Here is a 16653-nt window from a genome sequence, read left to right as displayed (position 1 = left end):
GCTCAGGGGCAGGGTCCCGGCGGCAAGAAGCCGGTGACCAAGCAGTGGTGGTTCTGGACCATCATCGCTGTGGTCGTGCTGGCGTTGATCATCGGCATTATTGTGGCGGTGAGCGGCGGCGACGACGAGGCCAAGGACGACTCCACCACGTCATCTCAGACGCAGAGCCGCTCTTCCGATGACTCCGACGACCAAGACGACACCGCGACGAATTCCGGCGACGATTCGGGGGACGACTCCAATTCCTCCAGCGACGTGGGCACCACCATGGACAACCCGGGTGACCCGCAGACGCAGCAGATCACCTTCACCGCCAGTGAGTATGCCACCGACCCCGACGCGTCCATGGAGGTGCAGTTCGGCTCCGTCGAGTGGGACGCGAGCGCGGATGTCGAGGCGGAGGCCGGCAAGTACAGCTGGGAGGACCCCGGCAGCGGCAACGTCTACATGCGTGTTCCGGTGACGGTCACCTACCACGGCAAGGGCCAGATGAACTCCTACGAACTCGAGATCGACTACGTCAAGGACGGCAACACCACCGAGCCCACATTGATCTACGTCGACACCGACTTCCGGTACCAGGACATGCCGCGAGACGGAGGCTCGGCCACCGGCTACTTCATGTTCATCATCAGCGAGGAGGACGCTAAGGCCCAGGAGGGCGTCTTCGCCGTCTCCGGCTTCAACAACGACGAGCTGTACATGCAGGCCAAGTCGTGGTGACTCCAACGCACTGACGTACGGCATATCCACATATGCAAGCGCGGCGACGGCGGCACTCATCCCATTCGGTGAGTGCCGCCGTCGGCGTATCCAAGACAAAACCACGCGGCATGGCGGAGGGCACGGACGAGCCGACCTGTACGCCGGGTTCTGTTGCCGCCCGCCGTTACCGGCGTGGCGGTGGCGACCATCCATCTTGGACCATCGTTGCCGATGGCCTCACGCGACCTACCCGCAGGCTCGGGCGAGCTACCCTCTCCGCCACCACGTGGCGGGCACCTGCTGCGCGGTCTTGCTCCGGGCGGGGTTTACCTAGCCGTGGCGGTCACCCGTCACGCTGGTGGGCTCTTACCCCACCGTTTCACCCTGACCGGCCGACGCCGGCGGTCTGTTTTCTGTGGCACTATCCCGCGGGTCACCCCGGGTGGCCGTTAGCCACCGCCCTGCTCTGTGGAGCCCGGACGTTCCTCGATCCGCCGGTTGCCCGACGGTACCGCGGCCGCCCGGTCGGCTCGTCCGCAGGGCGACTCTAGCAGCCCACAGCCTCTTAAAGAGGCACGAAGCTCGCGGACATCATCGAGGGGCTCCTCACCACCCTGCTCGTGCCAACGGGCCCTGACGCCGATACCGCTGGCGGGCCCGGCCCGGCAGAGGCGCTCCACCGTCTGGGGCTAGCCCCGCTGCTGGACGAGGTCGTCCCCTTCTAGCTCAAGGATCCAGCCGGCTGCCGACCGAGCCGAGACTTCGCCTAGTTCTCCATACGCACAACGATGACGTCGTTGTCCTCGGCGTGAATGACCTCATCGAGCGGCGCGGCGACGATTCGTGCATGCTCCTGCGGGCTGATCTCCACACTGCCGCCCTCGACTCGGCGCCCATACAGGGCAACGGCCCCGAGCCCACCGGTGGCGGCACGCACCGCCTCGTATTCGGCTAGTAGCCCGGCATCGATGGTGGCGGCCAGCTGGTCGCGGTGAGTGCGGGCGTCGGCGATCTCGGCGTCGAGGCGGGCGAAGTCGGCATCGCGGGAGGCCGTCAGTTCTCGCCCGCCGGCGCGGATCTCCTGCTCCTGTGCCGTGGCCTCGTCGACCTCGGCGCGGGCGGCGTCGAGCGCCTCCATGGCGGCGATCTGCGCCTCCTCGAGTACTGCCTGACGGCGGCCGAGCTGGTCGATCTCGGATTGAATGGCGGGCAGGTCACGGGCCGCAGCGGTGCCGGCCGTCAGGCGCTCGCGCAGCACGGCGGCACGATGCACCACCTGTTCCACTTCCTCCTCGCGCATGGTGGCGTTGGCCTGCGCCTCATCAAGCGCAGCTGCGGCGACGACGGCACGCCGCCGGTTGGCCTTGAGACGCTCGACCGTGGCCTCAATGCGGGCGAGCACCGGTAGGTGCTTGCGCTCATGAGTGAGGCGGGCGAGCTGCGAGTCGAGCTTCTGCAGGTCGATGAGCAGTCGCTGCTGGCTGATAGGGGCGCTGGTCACGGCTGAGTCCTTCGCTGGTCCGTCGGGCTGGGTATCGTAATGGGTCACTGCGCGGCTGTGGAACCGGTGCTGAGGCGCAGTGCCCACGGGTCGGTGACAACCTGCGACACGTGGGTGAAAAGTGTATGCCCGCGCGCAGTCGCGGCTGCCTCCAGGCGGGCGGCGAGAGGTGGCAGCCCCACCCATTCTGTGGCCCAGTGGGTGCCGCACAGCAGATAGGGGCGGCCGCCCTCGAGGTGTTCGCTGGCCGGGTGGTGCCGCAGGTCTGCGGTCAGGAAGACGTCGACGCCGGCCTCACGAGCAGCGCCAAGCAGCGAGTCCCCGGCACCGCCGGATACAGCGGCCGTCTTCACGCTGGCATCTAGGTCTCCGCCGACGAGCAGACCGGGCGCCGAGTCCGGTAGGGCGGCGGCAACGCTCGCCGCGAAGTCCCGCAGCCGGGTAGGGGCCGGCAGGGAGCCGATGCGGCCGATGCCCTGGGTCGGGTCGGCCGGGTTGGGCTGCAGCGGGCGCGTCTCCATCAGGCCGACGCGGGCGGCCAGGGCGGCGGCGACGCCGCCGTGCGCGGCATCGAGAGTGGTGTGAGCGTTGGCGAGTGCAATGCCTGCGCGGATGAGCCGGTGCACCACCGTGCCCTTGGGGTCGATCGCCGAAACATGGTCGGTGCCGCGCAGGTAGAGGGGATGATGCGTGATGATGAGGTCGACGCCGCGCTCGATGGCCTCGTCGACGACGACTCCAACGGGGTCCACGGCCAACAAGATGGAACGCACCGGTGCCGCCGGGTCACCGCAGATGAGCCGGTTGGAATCCCACGGCTCGGCCAACTGCGGCGGTGCGGCCGTGCGTAGCATGACCTCTACGTCCGCGACGGTCAGCGGGCTGGCCGTGCGGGGGGCCGGGGCGTCGTCGGGGCAGGACTGGCTCATGGGGCCAGGGTAGCGACCATGGTGCCCCTGGCGGGACTCGAACCCGCACGCCCGTAGGCAGCGACTTTTAAGGTCGCGGTGTCTACCGTTCCACCACAGGGGCCAGCCGCCGGGAGCGGTACCCCCTCTGGGATTCGAACCCAGGACCATGTGCTTATCAGGCACGGACGAGGTATAAGCTCGCTGCTCTAACCACTGAGCTAAGGGGGCATGCGGCCGGTGACGCGGCCGCAGTGCCGGCTGCGCCGTCGGTCGGCGGGCCGACGGATCCAGACTAGCAGGCGCGGGGTAGTGAATTTCCCACCCCTCCCTGTACGTCATCGACCAGGTGGGCCTAGCCTTACTACTCCAGTACTACTCCAGTCATGTGCCGCGCGCCCCATCCGGCGCGCACGTCCCGGGAAGAACAAGATGAAACTCGCGCAGCGTGCCCAAACCGCACCGCCCTTCCACGCCATGAGCATCGGCGCCCGCGCCCGCGACATTGAGGCGCAGGGGCACACGGTGGCCAAGCTCAGCCTGGGCGAGCCGAACTTCGGTGCGCCGCCGACGGTGCGCGAGGCCCTCGCTCGCGCCGCCTACCAAGAGCTTCCCTACACGCCCGCCGCGGGACTGCCCGCGCTGCGGCATGCGATCTCCGGCTTCTACCGGGAGCGCTACCACGTCGCGGTGGATCCGGAGCGGATCATCATTACCGCGGGTGCCTCCGCCGGGCTACTGCTGGCCACGGCCCTGACCACCGAGCCCGGCGACGACGTGGTCATCGCCGACCCCAGCTACCCCTGCAACCGGGAGCTGGTGGCATCCTTCGGGGGCCGCATTGTGCCGGCAACGACGACCGAGCAGACGCGCTACCAGTTGGATCTGGACGCCATGGACACCGCCTGGACTCCCTACACGAATGCCGTCATGATGGCGACGCCATCCAACCCCACGGGCACGTCGATCCCGTTCCCCGAGCTGGAGCGTCTATGCAGGGTGGCACGCGCGCGGGGCGCCTGGCGGATCGTTGACGAGATCTACCTGGGCCTGTCCGACCCGGACGGGCACGGCCGACCGGCCCGGACGGTACTGAGCACAGACCCTGAGGCGATTGTCATCTCCAGTTTCTCCAAGTACTTCGGCATGACCGGGTGGCGGCTGGGTTGGGTGGTGCTGCCCGAGGAGCTGGTGGAGTCGGCGCGGAACCTGGCAGTCAACTACTTCCTATGCGCCTCGACGCCGGCGCAGATCGCCGCTCTGGAAGCGTTCACGCCCGTGGCACTGAACCTGTGTGAGGAGCGTCGAGTTGAGCTGATGAACCGGCGTCAGCTGGCGCTGACCGGGTTGCGGCGCGCCGGACTTGAGATTCCGGTCGAGCCCGACGGGGCCTTCTACATCTATTTCGACGTGTCCGACACAGGGCTGTCGTCCTGGGACTTCTGCATGCGGGCGCTGGAGGAGGCACATGTGGCCCTGACACCGGGACGAGACTTCGGGGTACGCACCGCGGAATCGCATGTACGGCTGTCCTACGCCGCCTCCCCTGAGGAGATCACCGAGGGACTGGAGCGTTTGGGCCGCTTCATGAACACGCTGGGTTGACGCCCACCGGCCAGTAACCGACGCACCCCCGCCAGCCCGGTGGCCGAGTTCTGTGCCCAGCCGGGCACCCACACGGACAGGGCCAGGTCGATCAGGCCCAGCAGGGCGGTGGCGGGTTTGCGCATCAGGTCCTCGCCTACGCGGTAGTCCTGCGCCCGGGCTAGGCGGGCAGCCAGGTCCGGGCGCTGCCGATGCAGGAACAGTCGCGCCTTGAGCCCGTGCACCGGGTCCGAGACGATGATGATGCGGGCGGCATCCTCAATCATTGGGGTCACGGCGGCAATGTTCTCCCAGGTGGAGCGGCTGGTGCTCTCCAGGGCGAGCGGCCCGCTATAGCCGCAGTCGACGATGGCGTAGCGCGCCATGAGCTCGGCCTCCGGCACCGCTCCGGCCACCGGCCCGCCCGACAGCACCAGCAGGGAGTCCGGTGCGCTGCGGCTGCGCAGGCCGGCGCGAACCCGGCTCCGGTTCCGTCGGCTGGCGACGTGTCCGGCATCGGCGTGGCCGAGTACGACCACGGCCTCTCCCCCACCGCTAACCGGTGCGGCCCCGCCGCCGAACAGACAGTGTGAGGCCACCCAGTGCACCATCTCTCCGGCGGCAAGCACGCCGGCACCGACGGCTGCACACGCCAGCCACGGGCGGAAGGCGGGTAAGGAGCGGGGCAACGGATACTCCTACGGAGCTGTCACTGCTGTTGGTGGTGGACCCGGCCGGGCTCGAACCGACGACCTACGCGGTGTAAACGCGTTGCTCTACCAACTGAGCTACAGGTCCATATCCGCCGTGGCGGCGGCTGCCGCCGCTCACGCGGAAGCAGAACCGTAGTGTACGCCGTCGGCAGGTACGACGGCGTCAGCGCCGTCGACTGGAGACGCGAATGCCGCTCCAGTGCTCGCCCATGGAGGCTGCCGAGGTGGCGTGCATGCCGGCGGTGCGTGCCGCCTCCTCGATCTCGGTGGCGTCCACCGCCCCGGTGGTGCGTGCCTTGGGGGTGAGCACCCAGACCAGGCCGTCGCCGTCGAGGTTGGTCTGGGCGTCCACAAGAAGATCGGTGAGGTCGTCAATGTCGCCGTCGTCGTCGCGCCACCAGATGATGGCGGAGTCGGCGACGTCCTCGAAGTCCTCGTCAACCAGTTCGGTACCGGTCTGTGCCTGGGCGGCCTGTCGCAGGGTCTCGTCGACGTCGTCGTCGTATCCGAACTCCTGGATGATGAGACCGGGGGCGAAGCCGAAGGCTCCGGCCGCTGTGCTCGTCACTGTGATTCTCTCCGTTTCATGCCGGGGCCTCAGGGCCCGTGGGTCCGCCGCGGTGCGCGACGCGTGGGTACTAGCCCATCGCACCGGACCTGCCGCGCGCAAGCGAACACGCCCGGACGGGGGCAAGGGGCTGGGGTACATGCATCGTTGCAGTCACTCTCCCCACATCGAGGATGTCACCGATACCATCGTGACGCTAGGACCTAGTTCCCGATTCTCAAGAGGATCATCATGAGCCCCACCGACGATTATCTGGCGAACGACGCCGACCCGGAAGAGACCCGCGAGTGGCGTGACTCGCTCGCGGCCGTCGTGCGGGAGCAGGGCGCCGACCGCGCGCGCTTCCTGCTGCAGGTCCTGCAGACCGAGGCGCAGGACCACCAGCCGGCCCCGCCGACGCAGCTGACGACCCCCTACCGCAATACCATCGCCGCCGCGGATGAGCCCGCATACCCGGGCGACGCCGACACCGAATTGACCTACCGCCGTTGGGTGCGTTGGAACGCCGCCGTCATGGTCGCCCGCGCGCAGCGTCCCGGCGTCGGAGTCGGCGGGCATCAGTCCACCTACGCGTCGGCCGCCACCCTGTACGAGGTTGGCCTCAACCACTTCTTCCGCGGCAAGGATCATCCCGGCGGCGGCGACCACGTGTTCTTCCAAGGGCACGCCTCCCCCGGCAACTACGCTCGCGCCTTCCTCGAGGGGCGGCTGAGTGAGGCCGACCTGGACGGTTTCCGACAGGAAGTCTCCCGGCCCGCCGGTGGACGGGGCCTGCCCTCGTATCCGCATCCCCGGCGCATGGAGGATTTCTGGGAATTCCCCACCGTGTCCATGGGTCTGGGGGCGGCCGCCGCCATCTACCAGGCCTGGTTCGACCGTTACCTCGCGGGGGCCGACATCAAGAACACCTCCGCCCAGCACACCTGGGCGTTCCTCGGCGACGGCGAGATGGACGAACCCGAATCCCGCGGCATGCTGCAACTCGCCGCCAACCAGCGCCTGGACAACCTCACCTTCGTCATCAACTGCAATCTGCAGCGCCTGGACGGCCCGGTGCGCGGCAACGGCAGCATCATCCAGGAACTGGAGGCGAGCTTCCGCGGTGCCGGCTGGAACGTCATCAAGGTGATCTGGGGGCAGGGCTGGGACCGGCTACTGGCAGCGGACCAGGACCATGCCCTGGAACGGCTCATGGGCAACACCCCCGACGGTGACTATCAAACCCTCCAGGCCAATGACGCGGCCTACCTGCGCGAGCACTTCTTCGGCCGGGACCCGCGCGCCGCCAAGCTGGTCGCGGACTGGACCGACGCCGAACTCCGCGCCCTGCGGCCGGGCGGCCACGACGCGCGCAAGATCTACGCCGCCTACCAGGCGGCGCTGGCCCACCGCGGGCAGCCGACGGTGATCCTCGCCCACACCGTCAAGGGCTATCTCCTGGGCCCCCACTTCGCCGGCCGCAACGCCACCCACCAGATGAAGCGGCTGAGCCTGGAGGACCTCAAGGGCCTGCGCGATCGCCTGCACATTCCCCTCACCGACGCGCAGCTCGAGGCCGATCCGCACCTGCCGCCCTACTATCGGCCTGCGCCCGATGACCCGGCGCTGACCTACATGCTGGAGCGGCGGCGGCATCTGGGTGGCTACCTGCCTGAGCGCCGCGATGCCGCCACGCCTCTGCAGCTACCGGGCGACGCCCCCTACGAGGTGCTCAAGAGCGGCTCCGGCAGGCAGAAGGTCGCCACCACCATGGCGCTGGTGCGTTTGCTGCGGGAACTGATCAAGGATCCGCACCTGGGGCGGCGTCTCGTGCCGATTGTCCCCGATGAGGCGCGCACCTTCGGGCTGGAGTCGCTGTTCCCCACCCGCAAGATCTTCAACACCCAGGGGCAGCAGTACACGCCGGTGGACGCCGACCTCATGCTGTCCTATCGAGAGTCCGCATCCGGGCACATCATGCACACCGGCATCAATGAGGCCGGCTCGGCCGCCCTGTTCCAGGCGGTGGGCACCAGCTACGCCACCCACGGCGAGCCCATGATCCCCGTCTACATCTTCTATTCGATGTTCGGCTTCCAACGCACCGGCGACCAGTTCTGGGCAGCCGGCGATCAACTGACCCGTGGCTTCATCATTGGGGCGACGGCCGGGCGCACCACGCTCGTCGGCGAGGGCACCCAGCACATGGATGGCCACTCGCCGCTCATCGCCGCCACCAACGAGGCGGTGGTGAGCTACGACCCGGCCTACGCCTACGAGATCCGGCATCTGGTCCGCGACGCACTGGAGCGCTGGTACGGCCCGGATCGGGGCCGGGACCGCAACGTCATGTACTACCTGACCGTCTACAACGAGCCGATTCTGCAGCCGGCCGAGCCGGAGGACGCCGACGTCGAGGGCATTATCCGGGGCATCTACCGACTCGATGCCCCGCCCGACGGCGACGGGCCGCAGGTGCAGTTGCTCGCCTCCGGCGCCGCCGTACCGTGGGTGCGTACCGCGCGCCGTCTGCTGGCCGAGGAATGGGGTGTGCGCGCCGGCGTGTGGTCGGTGACCAGCTGGAACGAGCTGCGCCGCGACGGACTGAGGGCCGACACGGACCGTTTCCTGCACCCCGACAGGCCTGCCCGCACCCCGTACCTCACCGCCAAGCTGGCCGGGGCCCAGGGGCCGTTCATTGCCACCAGCGACTTCGACCACCTGGTGCCGGACCAAATCCGCGCGTGGGTGCCCGGCAGCTTCTACACGCTCGGCGCCGACGGCTACGGCCTGTCCGACACCCGTCCCGCGGCGCGCCGCCACTACCTCATCGATGCCGAGTGCGTGGTCGTCAAGGCGCTGCAGGCGCTGGCCGCCGAGGGCCGCCTCGATCGCTCCGTGCCGGTTAAGGCGCTGGCCCGTTACCGGCTTGAGGAGGTGGGCACCGGCACGTCCGGGTCGGACCCGGAGTAGTAGTGGGCATCCCGGTAACGCGGGCGCATGAGGTTGGCCGGGCTGAGCAACTCGTCGAGAGTCTCCTCATCCAGCAGCCCCATCTCCAGTACCACTTCACGGACGTTGCGGCCGCTGCGTGCGCACTCGCGCCCCACCAGGTCGCCATTGTGGTGTCCGATGACCTCGTTGAGGTAGGTGACGATGCCGATGGAGTTCATGACGTTGCGGCGGCACACCTCCGCATTGGCCTCAATGCCCACTACGCACAGGTCCTTGAGCGTCACCAGCGCGTTGCGCAGCAGCCGGATGGATTCAAAGCAGGCCTGGGCGATAACCGGTTCCATGACGTTGAGCTGCAGCTGTCCGGCCTCGGCGGCCATGGTCACGGTCAGGTCGTTGCCGATGACCTTGAAGCAGACCTGGTTGACGACTTCGGGGATGACCGGGTTGACCTTCGCGGGCATGATCGAGGAGCCGGCCTGGCGCTCCGGGAGCCGGATCTCGGCCAGGCCCGCCCGCGGCCCCGAGGACAGCAGCCGCAGATCGTTACAGATCTTGGAGAGTTTGACGGCCAGCCGCTTGATGGCGGCGTGCATGGAGACGTAGGCGCCGGTATCCCCGGTGGCCTCGAGCAGGTTGTGTGCCCCTGTCACCCGCAGCCCGGTGACCTCGCGCAGGTGTTCGACGACCAGCTCGCGGTATCCGGGCGGGGTGTTGAGCCCGGTACCGATGGCCGTAGCGCCGAGGTTGACCTCCAGCAGCAGCGCGGAGTTGTTCATGAGCCGAGGGATTTCCTCATCGAGCAGCTCGGCGAAGGCCCGAAACTCCGAGCCCAGGCTCATGGGCACGGCGTCCTGCAGCTGGGTGCGCCCCATCTTGAGCACATCGGCGAGCTCCTTGCCCTTGGCGAGTAGGGCGTCGATGAGGTCGCACAGATCCATCTCCAGCTGATTGATGGCCCGGTACATGCCCAGCCGGAAGCCGGTGGGGTAGGCGTCGTTGGTGGACTGGGACTTGTTGACGTGGTCGTTGGGATTGACGATGTCGTAGCGGCCCTTGGCGTAGCCCAGGTGCTCCAGGGCGAGGTTGGCGATGACCTCGTTGGTGTTCATATTGACGCTGGTGCCGGCGCCGCCCTGGAAGACGTCGATGGGGAACTGATCCAGGCAGCGTCCCTCGAGCAGGACCTGGTCGCAGGCCCACACAATGGCGTCGGCAATGTCGGCGGCGACCGTCCCCAGCTCCCGGTTGGTCATGGCGGAAGCCTTCTTGACCTCCACCATGCCGCGCACGAAGTCCTCCTGCTCGCCCACCGTCTCGTGAGAGATGCGGAAGTTCTCCGTGGCGCGCAAGGTGTGGATTCCCCAGTAGGCGTCCAGTGGGACCTGGCGGGAGCCGAGCAGGTCCTCCTCCGTCCGGGTGGCTTGTGACCTCATGCTGTCTCCTTCCTCATAGTGACCGACATTACCCGGCGCGGCGGCGTCCCAGCCGACGCAGCGCCGTCGCAGCGGGGTTCGGTTCCTGCGCCGCCGGTCGCTAGCATCGGCTCATGGATCAGTTGAGCGCCCCGGCAGTCACAGCCCTGCGGCGGGCACAAAACACGCTCATCGAACACTCCCTCGACCGCATCAGCGCGGCCCACCCCTGGTATCACACGCTGCCCGCAGCGGCGCGCACCCAGATTCAGACGGTCGCCCGGCTCGGCGTGACCATGTTCGTCGACTCCGTCGCGGAACCGGACGTGGAAACCGATCCCGCGCACATCTTCAACGTCGCCCCCGTGGCCCTGACCGGCACGGTCTCACTGGAGCAAACCCTGGAGCTGGTGCGTACCGTGGTCGACGTCGTCGAAGAGGAGGCACCCGACGTCGTCCCGGCGGCCAACCACGACGCCGTGCGGGTACTGGTCCTCACCTTCGGGCGCGACGTGGGTTTCGCGGCCGCCCAGGTCTACGCCCGCGTCGCCGAGGCGCGCGGCGCGTGGGATGCCCGTCTGGAATCGGTCGCCGTCGACGCCATGCTGCATGACTCCGCCGACGACGCCGCCACCCGGGCCGGCACGGCCGGCTGGCGCGGCACCGGCCCCGTCCTCGCCATCGTCGCGCAGACGGCCCTGGACGCCTTGGCCACCTCGCGTCTGCGCCACGAGTGCCGTCAATACGTGCAGGACTGCTTGGTGTCCGTGCACGGCGACTCGGTCATTGTCATCCTCGGCGGGGCGAACACGCCGGAAGAGCAGGCCGATTCTTCAGCATCTCGCGCCGAACTGGAGTCCGTCGCCACCCGCATCGCCGCCGGACTCGACGGTGCGGTGGTCATCGGGCCGGTGGTCTCCGGCGTCGCCCAGGGTGGACGCTCCCTGCGTTCGGCCCTGGCGGGGCTGCGCGCCCTGCCGGGCTGGGCCGAGGCCCCCAACCCGGTGCACGCCGATGACCTGCTGCCCGAGCGCCTCCTGGCCGGCGATCCCCTCGCGTCCGAACAGATCCAGGCACTGGTGACCGACCCGCTGCGGGACATGGGCAGCTTGTACGAGGAGACGGTCGCCACCTATTTGGCACTTGGCGGCAGCCTGGAGATGACCGCGCGCGCCCTGTTCGTCCACGCCAACACCGTCCGCTACCGGCTGGGACGGGTGAGCAAGCGCACCGGCTGGGATGCCACCAACCCCCGCGACGGGCTTGTGCTTCACCTGGCGATCATCGTCGGTCGCCTCGCTGGAGCGCCCGCCCAGTAACACCGCCCGCCGGGACATTCACGACTTACCCCACACAAAGGAGCCACCATGGCGCAGCCCACCGATGCCACCGATGCACTCACCGCCATCACCGAGATCGTCGCCGCGGAGGCCGACGTCGACGTCTCCCTCGTCAGCCCGGACTCCCGCCTCGCCGACGATCTGGATATCGACTCGCTCGGGCGGTTGACCATTGTCACCCAGGTCGAGGAGCGCTTCGGCATGACCATCGACGACGCCCTCATCCCCACCCTGACCACCGTCGGTGCTCTCGTCGAGCTGGTCGGCGACCACCGGAGCTGAGCGCCTCGTGCCCACTGCCGTGCCGAACGCCGTCCCGCCCCGCAGCGTCCTCGTCACGGGGCTGGGCACCACCAATCCGTTGGCGGGCGACGCCCCGGGCACCTGGCGGGCGCTGCGCGAAGGACGCGGGGCCGTCCGCACCCTGGATGCCGACTGGGTAGGCGCGTATGCGCTGCCGGTGCAGCTGGCCGCGCCGCTCGCCGTCGACCCCGGTGCGGTGCTGTCCGCCCGGCAGCGGCGCCGCCTGGACCGGGCGAGTCAATGCGCCCTGGTGGCAGCGCGCGAAGCCTGGACGACGGCGGGCGAGCCGACCGTGGCACCCGAGCGGCTGGCGGTGTCCTTCTCCCCCGGGATCGGGCCGGTACTGTCGGTCATGGACACGTGGGATGCGCTGCGCGAGGGCGGGCCGCGGCGCGTGCCCCCGACGGCCATCCCGGCGCTTATGCCCAATGCGCCGGCCGCCGCCGTCGGTCTGGAGCTGGGGGCGCGCGCCGGGGTGCATGCGCCGGTGTCCGCCTGCGCCTCGGGAGCCGAGGCAATCGCCTACGGGGCCGATCTCATTGCGCTGGGGCGCGCCGACGTCGTCGTTGCCGGCGGCACGGATGCAGCACTTCACCCCATGACGGTGACCGCTTTCGCGGCGATGCGGGCGCTGTCGACGCGCAACCACGACCCGGGGACTGCCTCGCGCCCCTTCGGGCCCAGCCGGGATGGCTTCGTGCTCGGTGAGGGGGCGGGGGCGCTGGTGCTGGAATCCGCCGCGCATGCGGCCCGGCGCGGCGCCCCGGTGCTGGCGGTGCTGGCGGGAACGGCTCTCACCGCCGACGCCTACGACGCCGTCCGTCCCGACCCGGCCGGCACGCAGCAGGAGCGGGCCCTACGCCTCGCGCTCGAGCGCGCCGGTGTGGAGGCTACCGCGATCGGGCATGTCAACGCCCATGCCACCTCCACCGCCGTCGGCGACGCCGTGGAGGCGCGCGTACTGGCTCAGGCCGTGCCCGGTGCGGCCGTGTCGGCAACCAAGTCGGCTACCGGGCATCTGCTCGGTGGCGCGGGCGCCGTGGAGGCGGTGCTCACGGTGCTGGCGCTTGCGGAGCAATGGTTGCCCGGCACCTTGCTGCCCGCCGGGGTCGACCCACAGATCGCGGATCTGGGCCTCGACGTCGTCGGCCCGGGCGGCAGGCGGGCCAGCGTCCGCGCGGCCGTCAGCACCTCATTCGGCTTCGGGGGCCACAACGCGGCCCTGGTCTTCACCCGTCCTTAACCGACCCGGTGCAGCCAGCGCACGGGCGCACCGGCGCCCGCGTAGCGGAACGGTTCGAGTTCGTCGTCCCAGGCCTGCCCGAGCGCCAGGTCGAGTTGGCGGCGCATGACGGCGGGCTCATCGGCGTGGGCCAGCGCGGCGCGCACCCGGTCTTCGGGGATCACGACATTGCCGTGAACATCGGTCTGGGCGTGGAAAATGCCCAGGTCAGGGGTGTGCGACCAGCGCCCGCCGTCATACCCGGGGGATGCCTCTTCGGTGACCTCGTAGCGCAGATGAGCCCAGCCACGCAGGGCGCTGGTGAGCTGGGCGCCGGTGCCAACGCGGCCGACCCAGCTGGCCTCGGCGCGCATCATCCCCGGGGCGGCGGGCTGCTCGGTCCACTCGAAGTGGACACGACTGCCCAGCACCTCGGCCACGGCCCACTCGATATGCGGGCAGAGCGCGCGGGGCGCAGAGTGTACGAAAAGTACACCGCGGGTGTAGGCACCGTTCACGTAGATCGCCTCCTGGTGGTGTCGAGATTCGTCTTCCCCAACGGTCTCGATCCCTACCGGGCTCACAGCGTGAAGCACGCGGCGTGCGCTGTCATGATGCCATAGCTGAGTGCGCATTGCCAGGCGCCGGGCCGCTCCCGCCCACCCCTTTCACCGAAACCGGCACTAATAACATGCCGAAACCGGCACTAATGACGTGTCGAAACCGGTCGAAGTGGTTGCGGGTGGGCAGGCGCCGGTCCGGCTCGACTATGCAGGCGTTGAGACCATGCAGAACTCCAAAACTCGTGTCTGAGAGACAAACACGTGCCCATGGGACAAACTCGTGTCCGTGACCGCTGGGGGCAAGCCCCTTTGCCTCTACGATCACGCGTATGCCAGCGGAAACACACAACGCAGCACCGCAGCGGCTGCGCTTATGGGAACACGCCACCGAGTGGCCGCTCATCGCGGCCGCGACCCTCTTCCTGTCCGTCTACGCCTGGGAGGTCATTGCGGATCTTCAAGGCGCCGACCGTCGCATCCCCGAAACGGTGATGAACACGGTGTGGGTCATCTTTGCCGTGGACTACTGCGTTCGGCTCGTACTGGCGTCTCACCGGCGCCGCTGGTTCGCCCGCCACTTGCCGGACCTCGCGATGGTAGCGCTGCCCATGCTGCGGCCCTTGCGTCTGGTGCGACTACTCACCCTTATCGGCGTCCTCCAGCGCAGCGCGGGCACTGCCCTGCGGGGACGCATTACAGCCTACACGGCAGGAAGTGCGGCCCTGCTGTCCTTCGTAGCCTCGTTAGTGGTATTGGATGCGGAGCGCGCAGCACCGGGGGCATCCATCACCACATTCCCAGATGCCCTATGGTGGTCACTGGTCACCATCACCACCGTCGGCTATGGCGACCTTGCGCCTGTGACAACCGTCGGCAGATGGACAGCCGTCCTTCTCATGATCGGTGGCGTGGCCATGATCGGCATTGTGACCGCCACCCTTGCCTCCTGGATCGTCTCCCTGGTGACCGAAGAGAACGCAGCGCAGGAGGCTGCAACACAAGCACAGGTCGCAGCCCTGCAGGAGCAGCTCGCCGCGCTGTCAGAACAGTTACACGGAGCGCTGGAGCCGACCAGTGGAGACAACAACCCACACCCCGACCATGACGGAGCCCCGGCCGCTGGGGGCCGGGGCTCTGATGAGCTCCTGCGGTTGGACTCGAACCAACAACCCTCCGATTAACAGTCGGATGCTCTGCCATTGAGCTACGCAGGATCGCGCGTGGCGCGGATGGAACTTTAGCAAGCTTCGGGCGCGGACGTCGAATCGGGAGACTTGGGCGGCGCGGCACCATCTCGCCGGAAAGTCAGTTTGTGGGCAGCCCCACACCGTCACGGACGCGGTGGTTAAGGTCCGCAAGGGCCGCTTGATCGGCGGCGTCCAGGCCCGCGGCGACGTCGTCCGGCAGGCTGGAGGCGGTGTACAGCCCCCAGCGCGCGTCGCGGCGCACGCTGACCGTCACCCGCCGTCCTCCCGGCAACGTGTCGGTGGCCGAGTGCACCAGCGCGGATTCCACCCCCTGCCGCAGTGCTCGGGCAAAACGGGCCACGTCGACCGGCTGGGAGCCCTCCCCCGAGACCACCGCCGCAGGCACAACCAGTTCCAGCGGGGCGCGGGCGGCGTCGGTCCAGGTCAGGGTGAAGGTAGCGGCTTCGGCGTCCCAGCGGCCGCGTTCCACCTCGTGCCAGCCCCGGTGCAACTCCACACCATCGGCTCCCACCACCGTCAGGTAGCGCGCCGTGGCCGCCGCCCAGCGAGATCCGTCGGCATCCAGCGGCACTGCGCCGAGCAGTGGGCCGTCACTGGGCACCAGTGCGGCTAGCGTCGGCGGTATGGCCACCGACCTGCGGAAGCGGGCCAGGAACGAGCGGGCGGAGGACGATGGGCCGGTACGTGCCATGCGCTCAGGCTAGATGATGGTGTCCGAGAGGGGTACGGCCGATACTGCCGCCGGAACGTGCGAAGATGTGCTCATGGCTTACCGCGACATCCGCATTATCGGCGATCCGGTGCTGCGCACCGTATGCGACCCGATCACCGACATCGATGACTCAGTCAAAGCACTGGTGGAGGACCTGCTTGAAACCGTTGATGAAGACGGCCGTGCGGGTCTGGCCGCCAATCAGATCGGCGTGAGCCTGCGCGCCTTCTCCTGGCATATCGACGGCGAGATCGGCTACATCCTCAACCCGCGAATCGTTGAGCTGTCCGAGGACGAGTTCCAGGACGGCGAGGAGGGCTGCCTGTCGGTTCCCGGGCTGTGGTACCCGACCGAGCGCGCCTGGTATGCCCGTGCCGAGGGCATCGACCTCGACGGCAAGCCCGTTGTTGTGGAGGGCGAAGAGCTCATGGGCCGTTGCATCCAGCACGAATGCGACCACCTCGACGGGCACCTGTACCTGGACCGTCTCTCCCGCAAGAACCGTGCCAAGGCGATGCGGGAGCTGCGCGAAAAGGGCCTCTGACCCGCCCGGCGGCGCAGCGGCCCGCCCGGCGGCGCACCGCCGCGTCAGCCCTGCCGGGCCATCTGCATGCGCCGGTTTTCCAAACCGACGATCTCCTCGAACAGGTCGCGGTAGCCGGCGTCGTCCGGACTCATACGCCGCTGCCGGGAGCGCAGCTCGGTCAGCCGCCGGTTGATGCCGGTGCGGGCCAGCGAGGAGAGCACACCGGAGGCGTAGCGCTCAATCGCGTCGCCGTCCGGTTCGGCCTGGTTGCCGCGTGGGGCGGGCAGCGGAAGCGGGGCGACGGCGAGCTCCGTCACCGCTGCCCCGACCGGGCCGATCGCCCCGGCGCGCACCTGTTCCAGCCAGCGGGTTGTGGCCCGCTTGACGGCGTCCGCGGGCGCCAGGCCCGCGGCCTCGGCACGCTGCACCAGGCCGTCCACTTCGCTCGCCC

Annotated in this window: 14 protein-coding genes, 4 tRNA genes, 1 other RNA gene and 2 pseudogenes; 8 read left to right on the top strand and 13 right to left on the bottom strand. The window is 68.9% G+C overall.

The genetic code is table 11. The annotated features are described in order from the left end of the window. Positions 1-723: pseudogene (locus RWX45_RS04730) on the top strand (hypothetical protein); the annotation flags it as partial. Positions 724-846: 123 nt separating this feature from the next. On the opposite strand, the gene rnpB reads toward RWX45_RS04730, so the two are convergent. From rnpB to RWX45_RS04705, 5 genes are all read right to left on the bottom strand, one after another. Continuing rightward, positions 847-1238: RNase P RNA component class A (rnpB, locus tag RWX45_RS04725), an RNA gene on the bottom strand. A gap of 233 nt (positions 1239-1471) precedes the next feature. Beyond that, positions 1472-2206 (bottom strand): hypothetical protein, encoded by a 735-nt coding sequence (locus RWX45_RS04720; RefSeq protein WP_316022617.1) that lies wholly within the window; start codon positions 2204-2206, stop codon positions 1472-1474. 44 nt (positions 2207-2250) lie between these two features. Then, positions 2251-3135 carry a Nif3-like dinuclear metal center hexameric protein gene (locus tag RWX45_RS04715; RefSeq protein WP_316022616.1) on the bottom strand — a complete coding sequence of 295 codons (885 nt, stop codon included), beginning with the start codon at positions 3133-3135 and terminating at the stop codon, positions 2251-2253. 19 nt (positions 3136-3154) lie between these two features. Continuing rightward, a tRNA-Leu gene (locus RWX45_RS04710) sits at positions 3155-3238 on the bottom strand. Positions 3239-3254: 16 nt separating this feature from the next. Further along, positions 3255-3345 (bottom strand) — tRNA-Ile (locus tag RWX45_RS04705). Positions 3346-3546: 201 nt separating this feature from the next. Between RWX45_RS04705 and RWX45_RS04700 the strand changes: the two genes are divergently transcribed. Further along, a complete protein-coding gene (locus RWX45_RS04700) occupies positions 3547-4719 on the top strand; it encodes an aminotransferase class I/II-fold pyridoxal phosphate-dependent enzyme (RefSeq protein ID WP_316022615.1) in 1173 nt (390 codons plus the stop codon). Here RWX45_RS04700 and RWX45_RS04695 read toward each other — a convergent pair. The 3 genes from RWX45_RS04695 to RWX45_RS04685 all read right to left on the bottom strand — a co-directional run bounded on the left by RWX45_RS04695 (position 4647) and on the right by RWX45_RS04685 (position 5979). Next, positions 4647-5387, bottom strand: coding sequence for a YdcF family protein (locus RWX45_RS04695; RefSeq protein WP_316022614.1), 741 nt, complete (start codon positions 5385-5387; stop codon positions 4647-4649). The genes RWX45_RS04700 and RWX45_RS04695 overlap by 73 nt on opposite strands. 33 nt (positions 5388-5420) lie before the next feature. Beyond that, positions 5421-5496 (bottom strand) — tRNA-Val (locus tag RWX45_RS04690). A gap of 78 nt (positions 5497-5574) precedes the next feature. Beyond that, positions 5575-5979 (bottom strand): DUF3052 domain-containing protein, encoded by a 405-nt coding sequence (locus tag RWX45_RS04685; RefSeq protein WP_316022613.1) that lies wholly within the window; start codon positions 5977-5979, stop codon positions 5575-5577. 231 nt (positions 5980-6210) lie between these two features. On the opposite strand from RWX45_RS04685, the gene aceE reads away from it, so the two are divergent. Then, positions 6211-8931 carry a pyruvate dehydrogenase (acetyl-transferring), homodimeric type gene (gene aceE / locus RWX45_RS04680; protein ID WP_316022612.1) on the top strand — a complete coding sequence of 907 codons (2721 nt, stop codon included), beginning with the start codon at positions 6211-6213 and terminating at the stop codon, positions 8929-8931. Here the strand turns inward: aceE and aspA are convergent. Beyond that, positions 8880-10349: an aspartate ammonia-lyase gene (aspA, locus tag RWX45_RS04675; RefSeq protein ID WP_316022611.1), complete on the bottom strand. Its 1470-nt coding sequence runs from the start codon at positions 10347-10349 to the stop codon at positions 8880-8882. The genes aceE and aspA overlap by 52 nt on opposite strands. A 113-nt stretch (positions 10350-10462) precedes the next feature. Here aspA and RWX45_RS04670 point away from each other — a divergent pair, with 113 nt between their 5' ends. From RWX45_RS04670 to RWX45_RS04660, 3 genes are read left to right on the top strand one after another with little or no spacing between them, the layout of a single operon-like run. Continuing rightward, positions 10463-11647, top strand: coding sequence for a helix-turn-helix domain-containing protein (locus RWX45_RS04670; protein ID WP_316022610.1), 1185 nt, complete (start codon positions 10463-10465; stop codon positions 11645-11647). 48 nt (positions 11648-11695) lie between these two features. Further along, positions 11696-11950 carry an acyl carrier protein gene (locus RWX45_RS04665; RefSeq protein WP_316022609.1) on the top strand — a complete coding sequence of 85 codons (255 nt, stop codon included), beginning with the start codon at positions 11696-11698 and terminating at the stop codon, positions 11948-11950. Between the two features lie 7 nt (positions 11951-11957). After that, positions 11958-13214, top strand: a complete 1257-nt coding sequence (locus tag RWX45_RS04660; RefSeq protein WP_316022608.1) for a beta-ketoacyl-[acyl-carrier-protein] synthase family protein — start codon at positions 11958-11960, stop codon at positions 13212-13214. Here the strand turns inward: RWX45_RS04660 and RWX45_RS04655 are convergent. Further along, complete coding sequence (locus RWX45_RS04655) at positions 13211-13711, bottom strand: DUF3145 domain-containing protein (protein ID WP_316022607.1); 501 nt, start codon at positions 13709-13711, stop codon at positions 13211-13213. The two genes, RWX45_RS04660 and RWX45_RS04655, sit on opposite strands and share 4 nt — an antisense overlap. Before the next feature lie 374 nt (positions 13712-14085). Between RWX45_RS04655 and RWX45_RS04650 the strand changes: the two genes are divergently transcribed. Next, positions 14086-14937 (top strand): potassium channel family protein, encoded by an 852-nt coding sequence (locus tag RWX45_RS04650; RefSeq protein WP_316022618.1) that lies wholly within the window; start codon positions 14086-14088, stop codon positions 14935-14937. Here RWX45_RS04650 and RWX45_RS04645 read toward each other — a convergent pair. Both RWX45_RS04645 and RWX45_RS04640 read right to left on the bottom strand, forming a co-directional pair. Next, positions 14899-14970 (bottom strand) — tRNA-Asn (locus RWX45_RS04645). The two genes, RWX45_RS04650 and RWX45_RS04645, sit on opposite strands and share 39 nt — an antisense overlap. Before the next feature lie 91 nt (positions 14971-15061). After that, positions 15062-15655 carry a hypothetical protein gene (locus tag RWX45_RS04640; protein WP_316022606.1) on the bottom strand — a complete coding sequence of 198 codons (594 nt, stop codon included), beginning with the start codon at positions 15653-15655 and terminating at the stop codon, positions 15062-15064. Between the two features lie 73 nt (positions 15656-15728). Here RWX45_RS04640 and def point away from each other — a divergent pair, with 73 nt between their 5' ends. Then, positions 15729-16220 (top strand): peptide deformylase, encoded by a 492-nt coding sequence (gene def, locus RWX45_RS04635; RefSeq protein ID WP_316022605.1) that lies wholly within the window; start codon positions 15729-15731, stop codon positions 16218-16220. 44 nt (positions 16221-16264) lie between these two features. Here def and RWX45_RS04630 read toward each other — a convergent pair. After that, positions 16265-16653, bottom strand: a pseudogene (locus RWX45_RS04630) (DNA primase); the annotation flags it as partial.

Source organism: Actinomyces sp. MRS3W (genome assembly GCF_032465695.1).
Taxonomy (GTDB): domain Bacteria; phylum Actinomycetota; class Actinomycetes; order Actinomycetales; family Actinomycetaceae; genus Actinomyces.
The sequence above is the reverse complement of the archived record's forward strand: the minus strand, read 5'-3'. Positions and strand labels throughout refer to the sequence as shown.

What these genes read in the sequence shown, in the direction of transcription:
- RWX45_RS04650 (WP_316022618.1), top strand. Translation starts at nt 14,086, where the DNA reads ATGCCAGCGGAAACACACAACGCAGCACCGCAGCGGCTGCGCTTATGG.
- aceE (WP_316022612.1), top strand. Translation starts at nt 6,211, where the DNA reads ATGAGCCCCACCGACGATTATCTGGCGAACGACGCCGACCCGGAAGAG.
- RWX45_RS04640 (WP_316022606.1), bottom strand. Translation starts at nt 15,655, where the DNA reads ATGGCACGTACCGGCCCATCGTCCTCCGCCCGCTCGTTCCTGGCCCGC.
- RWX45_RS04665 (WP_316022609.1), top strand. Translation starts at nt 11,696, where the DNA reads ATGGCGCAGCCCACCGATGCCACCGATGCACTCACCGCCATCACCGAG.
- aspA (WP_316022611.1), bottom strand. Translation starts at nt 10,349, where the DNA reads ATGAGGTCACAAGCCACCCGGACGGAGGAGGACCTGCTCGGCTCCCGC.
- RWX45_RS04670 (WP_316022610.1), top strand. Translation starts at nt 10,463, where the DNA reads ATGGATCAGTTGAGCGCCCCGGCAGTCACAGCCCTGCGGCGGGCACAA.
- RWX45_RS04700 (WP_316022615.1), top strand. Translation starts at nt 3,547, where the DNA reads ATGAAACTCGCGCAGCGTGCCCAAACCGCACCGCCCTTCCACGCCATG.
- RWX45_RS04715 (WP_316022616.1), bottom strand. Translation starts at nt 3,135, where the DNA reads ATGAGCCAGTCCTGCCCCGACGACGCCCCGGCCCCCCGCACGGCCAGC.
- def (WP_316022605.1), top strand. Translation starts at nt 15,729, where the DNA reads ATGGCTTACCGCGACATCCGCATTATCGGCGATCCGGTGCTGCGCACC.